The 13,610-nt window shown below is 31.8% G+C and carries 12 protein-coding genes and 1 pseudogene; 3 read left to right on the top strand and 10 right to left on the bottom strand.

The genetic code is table 11. The annotated features are described in order from the left end of the window. The 10 genes from ABJD66_RS15510 to ABJD66_RS15465 all read right to left on the bottom strand — a co-directional run. On the bottom strand, positions 1–625 hold a 625-nt coding region (locus ABJD66_RS15510; RefSeq protein WP_348133304.1), incomplete at its 3' end, for a prohibitin family protein. 8 nt (positions 626–633) lie between these two features. Next, positions 634–2,670 (bottom strand): vWA domain-containing protein, encoded by a 2,037-nt coding sequence (locus ABJD66_RS15505; protein ID WP_348133301.1) that lies wholly within the window; start codon positions 2,668–2,670, stop codon positions 634–636. A 43-nt stretch (positions 2,671–2,713) separates the two neighbouring features. After that, positions 2,714–3,460 carry a 3-oxoacyl-[acyl-carrier-protein] reductase gene (gene fabG / locus ABJD66_RS15500; RefSeq protein WP_013622522.1) on the bottom strand — a complete coding sequence of 249 codons (747 nt, stop codon included), beginning with the start codon at positions 3,458–3,460 and terminating at the stop codon, positions 2,714–2,716. Positions 3,461–3,645: 185 nt separating this feature from the next. After that, entirely contained in the window at positions 3,646–4,518 is an 873-nt protein-coding gene (sucD, locus tag ABJD66_RS15495; protein WP_348133298.1) for a succinate--CoA ligase subunit alpha, read from the bottom strand. Between the two features lie 69 nt (positions 4,519–4,587). Beyond that, positions 4,588–5,523 (bottom strand): UDP-3-O-(3-hydroxymyristoyl)glucosamine N-acyltransferase, encoded by a 936-nt coding sequence (locus tag ABJD66_RS15490; RefSeq protein ID WP_348133295.1) that lies wholly within the window; start codon positions 5,521–5,523, stop codon positions 4,588–4,590. Positions 5,524–5,568: 45 nt separating this feature from the next. Beyond that, positions 5,569–6,135, bottom strand: coding sequence for an elongation factor P (gene efp / locus ABJD66_RS15485; RefSeq protein ID WP_100895898.1), 567 nt, complete (start codon positions 6,133–6,135; stop codon positions 5,569–5,571). A gap of 8 nt (positions 6,136–6,143) precedes the next feature. Then, positions 6,144–6,929, bottom strand: a complete 786-nt coding sequence (gene lpxA / locus ABJD66_RS15480) for an acyl-ACP--UDP-N-acetylglucosamine O-acyltransferase (RefSeq protein ID WP_100895897.1) — start codon at positions 6,927–6,929, stop codon at positions 6,144–6,146. A gap of 1 nt (position 6,930) precedes the next feature. Next, positions 6,931–8,334 carry a bifunctional UDP-3-O-[3-hydroxymyristoyl] N-acetylglucosamine deacetylase/3-hydroxyacyl-ACP dehydratase gene (locus tag ABJD66_RS15475; RefSeq protein WP_348133292.1) on the bottom strand — a complete coding sequence of 468 codons (1,404 nt, stop codon included), beginning with the start codon at positions 8,332–8,334 and terminating at the stop codon, positions 6,931–6,933. Next, positions 8,324–9,349 carry a UDP-3-O-(3-hydroxymyristoyl)glucosamine N-acyltransferase gene (lpxD, locus tag ABJD66_RS15470; RefSeq protein ID WP_303544655.1) on the bottom strand — a complete coding sequence of 342 codons (1,026 nt, stop codon included), beginning with the start codon at positions 9,347–9,349 and terminating at the stop codon, positions 8,324–8,326. The genes ABJD66_RS15475 and lpxD overlap by 11 nt, the downstream gene beginning before the upstream one ends. A 227-nt stretch (positions 9,350–9,576) precedes the next feature. Continuing rightward, a complete protein-coding gene (locus ABJD66_RS15465; protein ID WP_348133289.1) occupies positions 9,577–10,800 on the bottom strand; it encodes an HD domain-containing protein in 1,224 nt (407 codons plus the stop codon). Between the two features lie 37 nt (positions 10,801–10,837). Here ABJD66_RS15465 and ABJD66_RS15460 point away from each other — a divergent pair, with 37 nt between their 5' ends. From ABJD66_RS15460 to ABJD66_RS15450, 3 genes and pseudogenes are all read left to right on the top strand, one after another. Then, positions 10,838–12,382, top strand: a complete 1,545-nt coding sequence (locus tag ABJD66_RS15460) for a bifunctional response regulator/alkaline phosphatase family protein (RefSeq protein ID WP_348133286.1) — start codon at positions 10,838–10,840, stop codon at positions 12,380–12,382. A gap of 55 nt (positions 12,383–12,437) precedes the next feature. Continuing rightward, positions 12,438–12,845 carry a tRNA (adenosine(37)-N6)-threonylcarbamoyltransferase complex ATPase subunit type 1 TsaE gene (tsaE, locus tag ABJD66_RS15455; RefSeq protein ID WP_348133283.1) on the top strand — a complete coding sequence of 136 codons (408 nt, stop codon included), beginning with the start codon at positions 12,438–12,440 and terminating at the stop codon, positions 12,843–12,845. An 85-nt stretch (positions 12,846–12,930) separates the two neighbouring features. Continuing rightward, positions 12,931–13,610: pseudogene (locus ABJD66_RS15450) on the top strand (alanine dehydrogenase); the annotation flags it as partial.

The raw sequence follows: 13,610 nt of genomic DNA, 5'->3' as shown, positions 1-13,610 counted from the left end.
CCTCTTTTTTAGCTGTAACTAATCTAAATTCATATTCTAAAGATTCTTGCTCTTGTCTTAACTTACGTTCAATAGCATCTTTAATTGTTGGTGGCAAAGTAACGTCGCGAACTAAAATTTCATTTAATTGAATGTATTCACCATCAACAATTTTTTTTGTTTCATCAAAAATTTCTTGTTGTATAGCATCTCTTTTACTAGAATATAATTGCTCTGGCGTGTAACGACCTACAACAGAACGTGCTGCAGATCTAATAGTTGGCAATAAAACTCTTTGTATGTAATCCTCTCCTTTCTCTTGGTGCAACTTACCTAATTCATTACGTTTTGGCTGAAACCAAGCAGAAGCTTCCAACTTTATATCTAAACCATTACTAGATAATACATTCATTTTTTCTAAAACCTCTTGCTGACGAACTTCGTAAATAAATACTTTATTCCAAGGAGCTACAACATGAAAACCTTCTCCCATAGGAGGTTCATCTGTAACAACACCATCTCCAAGAGTCTCGTATAAAACACCAGCGTGACCAGAATCTATTGTCACTGCAGATTTGGAGATAATAACAATAATTAATATGATAACAAATAATACAGGTAATGCAATTTTTGGTAATCTTTCCATAGTAGTTTTTAAGTTAATCCGTTGTATTTTCTAAGAAACCATTCTATTGCAAACACCAATAAAATTAAGCCTAATAGAAATTTAAATTCTACCAAAGATACAATATTTTCTTTGCTCCTCTGTACTGGTTTCAAGGCTTCTTTACTCAGTAAATCTTGTTTTAAACCACTTATATTATTAACATAAAAAAGATCTGTATTTGTATTTTGTGCAACACGATTCATTTTTTTATAATTGCTAGATGTAAATTGTTTTTCTACATCATAATCTAAAATAGTGAAAGCACCAGATTTAGAAGTATTTGTGTTTTTTACAGTTGCAGTAAATGTATAATCACCAGCAGACAAACTACTTAAATCTGCTTTATAGTTAAATCCGCTAAGCAACATTGGAATTTCTTTATAAGTTGATTTGTTGCTATTTCTTATTTTTAATAAAACAGTAGCATTAGAATCAAACTCAAAAGCATCATCAAAAACTGAAGCGTTAATAACCGCTTCATTACTACCCAAATACACTTGCTTATAATCTAGAGTAAAACTATTTTTAGAGTTGCTAGACGCCAAATACAGTATTATTTTACCTATAAAATCATCAAAAGACTTAAAATCCTTATCATTTCTGTAGGTCTGCATTCTCCATTTCCAAATATCTTCACCAAACAAATACACTTGCTTTGTTTTATCTATTTCAGAAACAGACAATAAAGGAGATTCTATAGTTACACCACGAATGGTTGTTTTTAAAATAGTTAAGTTTTCATTTTTAGGAAAAACAGGACTAACGTTACTTTTTAAAGGAGGAAAATTAGAAGTTGAAAACTCAGACACATCAAACTTAGAGAAAGAAGAATTTATAGTTGGCATTACCTCTTGCACAGGAAAGCCTCTCTCAAAAACATAAGTGTTTTGAACCGAGTTTAAAAAATTCCAATCTGTTTGTAAACCAGTAATTACAAAAGAGTTTTTATTAGAATTTACAGCATAGTCTATAACATTTTTAAAACTATTTACTGGCTGATAAAATATAAATACATCTGTGTTTTGCCATAAACTAAGCGAGCTATTAGGTTTAATTATAGTAACAGACCGTTGCTCATTGCTTTCTATAGACTTTTTTAACGCGCCTAAGTCTGGGTGCTCTACATTAGATACAATTGCAATATTTGTTTTTTCATCAATAACCTCCAGAGCTATTGTTTTAGTGTTATTTATGGTGTTTTTTTCATCTGTTAAAGCAGAAATTGCTACCCTAAGTTTTTTAACACCAATACTTTTTGTTTCTATATTTGTTGTAATAAATTTGCTGTTCTCGGTTTTAGAAAAGGTTATATTTTCCTTAAATACATTTTTACCATTTTCAGTAATAGTAAGCTGCTTTGTTACAGTTTTATTTCCTGTGTACGAAACATAAATTTCTACAGGATATTTGTTATTTAGAAAAGCAAAATTATTTTTATTAACCTGATCTATTTTTAAATCCGTGTAGTTTGTAGTATCTCCTACAACTATAGGATAAATAGGCTTTTTATAGGTTGATGTTAAAAACTCGTAATCCTGTCCTAATGTTTGGTTTCCGTCTGTTATTAAAACTATAGCCGTATTGGTGTTTCTATAAACATCTTCTGCTCCTTGTAGTGCAGCACCAATATTCGTATTCACTTCTTTAAATGTTAAACTATCTTGTAAGCTATTTAAACTACCACCAAAGGAATACGTGTCTATTGTAAATTTACTTTTTAGATCTATATCTTCAATAATATTATTTACTACTTCTAGTACTTTATTAGCTGACTTACTATTTTTTATAGAGGCAGAATTATCTATTAAAACCACTAGTTTAGTTTTTTCTACCGTATAAATATTTTTAGTGATTTTTGGATTTATAAGTAGTAGCAAAACTCCAAAAATACCTAAAAAACGTAAAAAGGAGAGTAAAACAATAAGTTTACCTCTCCTTTTAGTTTTATAATAATATTGAAACAAGACTACAAGCAGCGCAAATATTGCTGCTAAAATTAGCCACAGTACAGTTGTAATTTGCATGTATTAATTGTCTCTATTTTTCAATATAAATTTAAGTATTCTATTATGTTAACATTCCGCCATCTACGTTAAGCACTTGGCCAGTAACGTAAGCAGACATATCTGAAGCAAAAAACAAACAAGCATTTGCCACATCGTCAGGAGAACCACCTCGTTTTAAAGGAATTCCGTCTCTCCATCCTTGAACAACTTTTTCATCTAACTTATCAGTCATTTCAGTTTCAATAAAACCAGGTGCAATAGCGTTACATCTAATGTTTCTAGAACCTAGTTCTAAAGCTACAGACTTAGTAAAACCAATCATTCCGGCTTTAGACGCTGCATAATTAGTTTGTCCTGCATTACCTTTAACACCAACAACACTACTCATATTTACAATAGAACCTTTGCGTTGTTTTAAAAACGTACGTTGTACTGCTTTTGTCATATTAAAAACAGATTTTAGGTTAATTTCAATTACGGCATCAAAATCTTCCTCTCCCATACGCATTAACAAGTTATCTTTAGTAATACCTGCATTATTAATTAATACATCTATACCACCAAAATCTTCTAATACATTTGCTACTAATTCTTCTGCCTGAGAAAAACTTGCTGCATTACTTTTATATGCTTTAGCTTTTACACCTTTAGCAGTTAATTCTTTTTCTAATTCTAAAGCAGGAGCTTCACTAGAACTATATGTAAAGGCTACATTTGCACCATTATCTGCAAATACTTTTGCTATTCCCATACCAATACCTCTACTAGCACCAGTAATAATTACGTTTTTTCCTTCTAACAATTTCATCTAATAAAATTTTGCGTTGTTGCAAGCCAAATATAGGGTATGTTTTACACCTTTAAAAGACATACTTCTTTTTTTTAAGATTGATAAACAAAAACTTTATAACAGTGCAACCCATTAAGTTGATGCATAAAAAAAAGCGTTTACTAAATAAGTAAACGCTTTTATATTTTTAAAAAGAATATGGATTAACCCATTACTTCTTTCACTTTTTTACCTATCTCAGCAGGAGAATCTACAACATGAATTCCACAATCTTTCATAATTGCTTTTTTAGCCTGTGCAGTATCATCACTACCACCAACTATAGCACCTGCGTGCCCCATTGTTCTACCTGCAGGAGCAGTTTCACCAGCAATAAAACCAACAATTGGCTTTTTACTTCCACTCTCTTTATACCATTTTGCTGCATCTGCTTCTAACTGTCCACCAATTTCACCAATCATTACTACACATTCGGTAGCAGGATCATTAATTAGTAATTCAACAGCTTCCTTAGTAGTTGTACCAATAATTGGGTCACCACCAATACCAATTGCAGTAGTAATACCTAAACCTTGACGTACAACTTGGTCACCCGCCTCATAAGTTAAAGTACCAGACTTAGAAACAATACCTACTGTACCGCTTTTAAATACAAAACCAGGCATAATACCTACTTTAGCTTCACCTGGAGTAATAACACCTGGACAGTTAGGACCTATTAAACGACAATCTTTATCTTTAATATAATCTGAAGCTTTAACCATATCAGCAACAGGGATACCTTCTGTAATAGTAATAATTACTTTAATACCAGCGTTAGCAGCTTCCATAATTGCATCCGCAGCAAAAGCTGGCGGTACAAAAATAATAGTTGTATCTGCACCAACTTTTTCAACAGCTTCTAAAACTGTATTAAAAACTGGTCTTCCTAAATGCTCTTGACCACCTTTACCTGGTGTTACACCACCAACAACGTTGGTACCGTATTCTATCATTTGCTCAGCGTGAAAAGTACCTTCACTACCTGTAAACCCTTGTACAATTATTTTGGAATCTTTATTTACTAAAACACTCATTATATCGTTTGTTATTTTTTCGCTTCACAAAAATATAGCTTTGTTAGCGATTATTAAAGTATTCTTTGTTTATTTATTTTTAATATTTTGTAAAATAGATGGTATTTTTTTAACATTAGCCAATTGTCTAAGTTTTTCCCTAGATTCCTCAATTGGAGTGCCAAAATAACTTTTACCACCAACAATAGATTTTGTAACACCAGTTTGACCCATTACTACAGCTTTTTTACCTATTGTAATGCCGCTAGTTGTACCAACCTGACCCCATAGAGTAACTTCGTCTTCTATAACAACACAACCAGCAATACCCGTTTGCGAAGCTATTAAACACTTTTTACCAATTACAGTATCATGACCAACATGCACTTGATTATCTAACTTAGAACCTTCTCCAATAGTAGTATCCCCTGTAACACCTTTATCTATAGTACAAAGAGCTCCAATATCTACATTACTTTCTATTACAACTCTTCCTCCAGATAATAGCTTATCAAATCCTTCTGGCCTATTTTTATAATAAAAAGCATCTGCTCCTAAAACAGAACCCGCATGTATTGTTACGTTATCACCCAACACACAATTATCATAAATAGAGACATTAGAATGTATAACACAGTTTTTACCAATAGTTACATTGTTACCAACAAAAGCATTAGGCTGTATTACCGTGTTCTCTCCTATTTTTGCAGTATCTGAAACCATAGAAACAGATTTTAAAAAAGGCTTAAAATACGTCGTGAGTTTATTAAAATCTCTAAACGGATCGTCTGAAATTAATAATGCTTTACCCTCTGGACAAGCTACCTCTTTATTAATTAGAATAATGGTTGCTTTAGATTGTAAGGCCTTATCATAGTACTTTGGATGATCTACAAAAACAATATCGCCCTTGGTAACTACGTGAATCTCGTTCATCCCTAAAACAGAAAAACTATCTTCACCTACATAATTACAGTCTATAATGGCTGCAATTTGCTTTAAAGTATGTGGAATGGGAAATTTCAAATTTCTATTGTACGTATATTTATATTTTACAAAATTGCAAAGCGTTTATTCCTTTACACGTTCCATATAAGAACCCTTTTCTGTATCTACTTTTATTTTATCACCTTCATTAATAAAAAGAGGAACATTTACTTCTGCCCCAGTTTCTACCTTTGCTGGTTTAGTCGCATTTGTTGCTGTATTCCCTTTTACACCTGGCTCTGTATATGTTACCTCTAAAATAACACTAGCTGGCATATCTACAGATAATGGCAAACTATCTTCTGTGTTAAATAAGATAGTTACAACTTCACCCTCTTTTAACAATCCTGGTGCATCTAAGCTATTTTCTTCTAATGTAATCTGGTTATAATCATCCGTATTCATAAAATGATACGTTGGACCTTCTGCATATAAAAATTGATAAGAACGTGTTTCTACACGAACATCATCAATTTTATGACCTGCAGAAAAAGTATTATCTATTACTTTACCCGTTGTTACACTTTTTAATTTAGTTCTTACAAAAGCAGGACCTTTTCCTGGTTTAACATGTAAAAATTCTATAATTTTAAAAATATCATGATTGTATCTAATACACAATCCTTTTCTAATGTCTGATGTTGATGCCATACTTTTATTTAATTTGAACTAAAATAGCCTTTCATAATTCCCCTTTGAGAATCTCTAATAAACTGCAAAATCTCGTCACGTTCTGGAGTTGCTTCCATTTCCGCTTCAATTATCTGTACAGCTTGACTATTATTATAATTTTTTTGATATAATATTCGGTAAATATTTTGAACTTCTCTAATTTTTTCAGAAGTTATTCCTCTTCTACGTAAACCTACAGAGTTGATACCTACATAAGATAAAGGCTCTCTTGCTGCTTTTACAAAAGGAGGAACATCTTTACGTACCAAAGAACCACCAGTTACAAATGCATGGTTACCAATAGATACAAATTGATGCACGGCAACCAAACCAGCTAAAACTACATTGTCGCCAACTGTTACATGACCTGCTAATGTAGAATTATTAGAAAAAATACAATTATCACCCACAAAACAATCGTGAGCAACGTGGCAATATGCCATAATTAGGCAATTTTTACCAATTTTAGTCTTTTGTCTATCTGATGTACCTCTGTTTATTGTAGCACATTCTCTTATAGTTGTGTTATCTCCTATCTCTACAATAGTTTCTTCACCAGCATATTTTAAATCTTGCGGTGTAGCAGATATAATTGCGCCTGGAAAAATATTACAATTTTTTCCTATTCTTGCGCCTTCCATAATAGTTACGTTAGACCCAATCCAAGTTCCCTCGCCTATTACTACATTGTTATGTATTGTTGTAAAAGGTTCTACAACAACATTTTTTGCGATTTTAGCACCTGGGTGTATATACGCTAAAGGTTGATTCATTCTATTGTTTTTTTGCTATTTGTGCCATCATTTCGGCTTCACAAACTAATTTATCATTTGCATAAGCATACGCTTGCATATGACATATTCCTCTGCGTATTGGTGTTATAAGGCTACAGTGAAATATTAACGTATCTCCTGGTAAAACCTTTTGTTTAAACTTAACTTTATCTATTTTCATAAAAAATGTTAAGTAATTCTCTGGGTCTGGTACAGTACTTAAAACCAAAATACCTCCTGTTTGCGCCATTGCCTCTACTTGTAATACTCCTGGCATCACAGGTGCCCCTGGAAAATGCCCTACAAAAAAAGGTTCGTTCATAGTAACATTCTTCATACCAACTACATGGTTACCAGAAAGCTCTAAAACTCTATCTATTAATAAAAAAGGAGGTCTATGTGGTAGCATATCCATAATCTGGTGAATATCCATTAAAGGAGGCAGACTAAGATCATATTTAGGCACACTATTTCTTTTCTCTAACTTAATTATTTTAGCCAATTTTTTAGCAAATTGTGTATTAACAAAATGCCCTGGTTTGTTAGCTATAACTTTACCACGTATTCTTACACCTGTTAAAGCTAAATCACCCACTACATCTAACAATTTATGACGCGCAGCTTCATTAGGCTGGTGCAATGTTAAATTATCTAAAATTCCGTTTGGTTTTACAGATAACTTCTCTTTTCCAAAAGCTTTCTCAAGCTTTTTCATAGTTTCATCAGATATTTCCTTATCTACATATACTATGGCATTATTTAAATCACCGCCTTTAATAAGCCCGTGTTCTAATAACATTTCTAATTCGTGCAAAAAGCTAAAAGTTCTTGCATTAGAAATTTCCTCTTTAAAATCTGACAACTTTAACAAGGTAGCGTTTTGAGTACCTAATACTTTAGTACCAAAATCTACCATAGTTGTTACTTGGTATTCATCAGAAGGTATAATAGTTATTTCACTACCAGTAGCTTCATCTTTATAAGAGATTACATCTTTAACAATATACTCTTCTCTTTCTTTCTCTTGCTCAACAACACCTGCCTCTTCTAAAGCCTCTACAAAGTATTTAGAAGAACCATCCATAATTGGAAGTTCTGGAGAATTTAACTCTATTAAAACATTGTCTATTTCTAAACCTACTAAAGCTGCTAAAACGTGTTCTGGAGTTTGTATTTTAACTCCTTTTTTTTCTAAATTAGTACCACGTTGTGTATTTTCTACATAATTAGCATCTGCCTCTATAATAGGTTCCCCTTCTAAATCTATACGTTTAAAAGCATAACCATGGTTTTCTGGAGCTGGTAAAAATTTCATTGTAACTTTTTCACCTGTATGTAAACCTACACCTGTAAGGGTAGCTTCTTTAGCTATAGTTCTCTGTTTTGCATTTGGTTTATTTGCCATCAAACTTTTTTTCAATGTTATTTATTCCTTTTACTATTTTTGGTAAGTTCTTAAAATGCACATAAGATTTATTAAAATCACCATAATTCATAGCTGGTGAGCCTTGTAAAACCTCATTATCCTTTATATTTTTCCCTATACCAGACTGAGCCTGTATACGCACATTATTTCCAATAGAAATGTGACCCACAATACCAACCTGACCACCAATCATACAATTTTTACCAATTTTAGTAGAACCAGCAATACCGGTTTGCGCTGCAATTACGGTATTTTCTCCAATTTCTACATTGTGTGCAATTTGTATTTGGTTATCTAACTTAACTCCTTTTTTTATAATAGTAGACCCCATTGTTGCACGATCTATAGTAGTACCTGCACCAACATCTACATTATCTTCTAAAATTACATTACCTATTTGAGGTATTTTTGTAAAAGTACCATCTGCATTTGGAGAAAAACCAAACCCGTCAGAACCTATAATTACTCCTGTATGTATAACACAATTATCTCCTATAATAGAATCTGAACATATTTTTGCACCTGAAAACAAAGATACATTATCGCCAATAGTTACATTATCTGATATGTAAACATTAGGATAAATTTTAGCGTTTTTACCAATTGTAACATTTTTACCTATGTAACTAAATGCGCCTAAATAAACATTTTCTCCATAACTAGATGACTCATCTATATAAACCGGTTGCTCTATACCGCTTTTGTCATTTTTAACCTGATCATAATAAGTTAATAATTTTGTAAAAGACTGGTAAGCATCATCTACCTTTATTAAGGTAGTTGTATATTCCTTTTCTGGAGTAAAATCTTTATTTACTATTGTTATAGATGATTTTGTAGTATATAGGTAAGGTATGTATTTGGGATTAGCTAAAAAGGTAAGCGAACCCGCTTCTCCTTCTTCTATTTTAGCAAGTGTATGTACGGTTGTTTCAGGATCTCCCTGAACTTCGCCTTCTAAAATACCTGCAATCTGACTAGCTGTAAACTTCACTTATTGTTAATTAATTATTAAGGTATTTTATCCTTTATTATATATGAGTAAAAATTAAGGCTTTTTTATAAAACCACAATTAACGGCCACAAAAGTAAGAAAAATAGTGAAATTATTATACTTAACTTAAGTTGGCTTATATTAAAACCTAGTAAAATGCTGTGTTATACGGATTAAACTATTGTAATATTAATAAAAATACTTTACAATATTTTTACGCTAGCATATTATAATTTTGGATAACAAGCGTAGTATTTAGTTACCGTTTTTGATAACGTTTTACTATTTAATTGGTCTGATGCCTTTAATACATCTGTTACTTTTCCGTTTTCTTTTAACACCTTAATTGGTTGTGTATGCTGTATGTAAGCCGTATTTTTTATTTCTCCACTAAAAACAAAATATGCTGTTTCTTCATCAGATAAATTGTATTTTTCTTTAAAAGCAGAAAATTCTTTTTTAAGTTTTGATGTCGCTATTGGCTTTTTCTTCATTTTAATATGAAGTAAATCTCTATGCAATATCATTCTACTTAATGTAGATAAAACAAAATCACTATTATGTTGCCACTCTTTTATAGCTGCCATAATATCTACATCATCTAGCTCAGAAAACTTTTTAATCACATCTGCATTAAAATCTTTCAACTCTATTTTATTTTTTATGAAGAATGATAAAATAGAGCTACAAGGTAAATTTTCTCCTTTATGTATTAATTCTTTTGCTCTATTTAGTGTTTTTATAAGCAATTGCTCTGCAACTAAGCCTGTTTTGTGTAAGTAAACTTGCCAATACATAAACCTACGAGCCATTAAAAACTTCTCTACAGAGTAAATTCCTTTTTCCTCTATAACCAAATCACCACCTACAACGTTAAGCATTGTAATTAAACGCTCTGCATTAATATTACCTTCTGCAACACCAGTGTAAAAGCTATCTCTTTTTAGATAATCTAATCTATCCATATCTAACTGACTAGACACCAAATCGTTTAAAAACTTTTTAGGATGTTCTTTTTTAAATATAGCAATTGCAGTATCTAACTTGCCCTTAAACTCTTTATTTAATTGCTGCATAAACACTAATGAAATAGCTTCATGATCTACACCTTCTACAATAGTATGTTCCATTGCATGTGAAAACGGACCGTGACCTATATCATGCAATAAAATAGCACATAAAAGTCCTTCTTCTTCAACATCTGTTATTTTTACTCCTTTAAAGCGTAGTATTTGCACAGCTTGTTCCATTAAATGCATACAACCAAGAGCATGCTGAAATCTAGTATGCTGTGCGCCAGGATACACCAAATAAGTTAAGCCCGTTTGTGATATTCTACGAAGCCTCTGAAAATAAGGATGCGCAATAATATTAAAAATTAGCGTGCTTGGTATGCCAATAAATCCGTAAATTGGATCATTGAATATTTTAAGTTTGTTAGATATAATCAAAATCTTCTTTCTTTACAATTACAAATATAGACACTAAATGAACAAGATAACAATACTTTGGGTAGATGATGAAATAGATTTACTTAAACCACACATTATATTTCTAGAAAAGAAAAATTATGAAGTAATAACCTGCCAAAGTGGTAGAGAAGCTTTAGAAGAACTAGAAGATACAAAAGTGGACATTGTTTTTTTAGATGAAAATATGCCTGGTATTAGTGGTTTAGAGACATTATCTGAAATAAAAAAAACACATACATCTCTCCCTGTTGTAATGATTACCAAGAGTGAAGAAGAGTTAATCATGGAAGAGGCAATTGGCTCTAAAATAGCAGATTACCTTATAAAACCTGTTAACCCAAACCAAATACTACTTAGCTTAAAAAAGAGCTTAGACCACTCTAGATTAATATCTGAAAAAACAACGTCTAACTACCAACAAGAGTTTCGTAAAATAGCGATGGATTTATCTATGGTTAATTGCTATGAAGAGTGGGTAAATTTATATAAAAACTTAATTCACTGGGAACTGCAATTAGAAGAAATTGAAGATACTGGAATGTTTGAAATTCTAGAATCTCAAAAAATTGAAGCAAATAATCAATTTAGCAAGTTTATTGAAAAAAACTACCCAGACTGGTTTGCTGGCGGAGATGCTCCTGTATTATCCCAAAATCTATTTAAAAAATTAATAAAACCAGAACTAAAAGAAAAACCTACGCTTTTAGTTGTGGTTGACAACTTAAGATATGACCAATGGTTAGCTTTTGAAAGTACTGTTAACTCATTTTACAAAAAAGTTAAAGAAGAACCTTATTTTAGTATTTTACCTACTGCTACCCAGTATGCTCGTAATTCCATTTTCTCTGGCCTAACCCCTTTAGAAATGGAGAAACAACACCCAAATTGGTGGAAAAACGACACTGAAGAAGGCGGTAAAAATTTACATGAAGCAGATTTTCTTGGCGCACAATTAAAAAGACTTGGATTAGATTTAAAATGGGAATACCATAAAATTAGCAGTCTAAAACAAGGCAAACAATTATCTCAAAATTATAAATCACAAAAAGATAACGACCTAACAGTTATTGTATACAATTTTGTAGATATGCTTTCTCACTCTAAAACAGAAATGGAAGTAATAAAAGAGCTTGCTAGTAACGACAAGGCCTACAGATCTTTAACAGTTAGCTGGTTTAAAAACTCCCCTTTGTTAGAAATTATACAGCAAGCACAAACAATGGGTCAAAAATTAATTATAACCACAGATCATGGTACTATAAATGTAAAACAACCATCTAAAGTTGTTGGTGATAAAGACACTAGTCTAAACCTAAGATATAAAACAGGTCGTAGCTTGTCTTACGAGGATAAAGATGTACTAGCTGCTAAAAACCCTAAAGATTTACAACTGCCAACCATAAATATGAGCAGCTCTTTTATATTTGCTAAAAACGATTTATTTTTTGCTTACCCAAATAATTACAATCACTACGTTAGCTACTACAGAAATACCTACCAACACGGTGGTGTTTCACTAGAAGAAATGATTATACCATTTGCTGTTTTAGAGCCTAGATAATTGTTTTAAAACTTACTACTAATTACTTTTGTACGCTTGTAATTTTTTATAAAAAATGAATAAAACTTTTTCTACACCAGAAATTCAGGATATTGCTAAGGATATAATTAAAAATGCACCAACCAAAACCCTATGTTTTTACGGTGAAATGGGCGCAGGAAAAACTACTTTAATTAAAGCTATAATGAAAGAGCTTGGTGTGGTTGGCAACACCTCTAGTCCTACTTTTGGCATTGTAAACGAATACCAAGACAACAAGAGCAACACTTTAGCTTATCATTTTGATTTTTATAGACTTGAAGACGAAATGGAAGCTTTAGACATTGGCGTAGAAGACTATTTTTACGCAAACAAATGGGTATTTATAGAGTGGCCAGAAAAAATAAGTTCATTTTTACCTGAAGACGCTACCAATATAAAACTAGAAGTAATTAACCCTACCGACCGTAAAATCAGTTTTTAAAACACTTTTAGAAAAAGTAATTAAAGCAACTATTTTAAAAATAAAATTGTAATTTTGATGGTCAAAATAACAAATACTAACGGATATGAATCAGCCTTCTTCGCCTTTTAGCAAATTCCAATTATTACCACAGGAAGAGAAGCTAGAAATTCTTAGAAAAAAGGGTGAATTATTCATTGGTATGCTGAAAGAAAACCAGTATCAAGAAAAACGAATTTGCCTAACTCCTGATGCCGTAAATGCACTTACTTGTAACGGACATAGAGTTTTAATTGAGTCTGGTGCTGGTGAAGGTGCAAATTTTACAGATTTAGACTATACAAATGCTGGTGCTGAAGTTACAAAAGACACTAAAAAGGTATTTTCTTGTCCTATTATATTAAAGGTAGAGCCACCTACAATATCAGAAATACAAATGCTAAACCCGCAGACAACTATTATATCTGCGCTTCAAATAAAAACACAGTCTAAAAAATATTTTGAAGAATTAGCAAAAAAACGAATTACAGCAATTGCTTTTGAATACATACAAGATGAAGATGGCAAATATCCTGCAGTACGGTCATTAAGTGAAATTGCAGGTATATCATCTGTCTTAATAGCATCAGAATTAATGGCTACTACTAATAATGGTAACGGCCTAATGTTTGGTAATATTAGTGGCGTACCACCTGTAGAAGTTGTTATTATTGGCGCAGGAACCGTTGGAGAATTTGCCGCTAGATCTGCAATTGGACTAGGTGCTAATGTAAAAATATTTGATAA

The organism is Cellulophaga sp., from assembly GCF_039943695.1.
GTDB lineage: Bacteria > Bacteroidota > Bacteroidia > Flavobacteriales > Flavobacteriaceae > Cellulophaga.
This window is presented reverse-complemented; position numbering and strand designations above follow the sequence as displayed.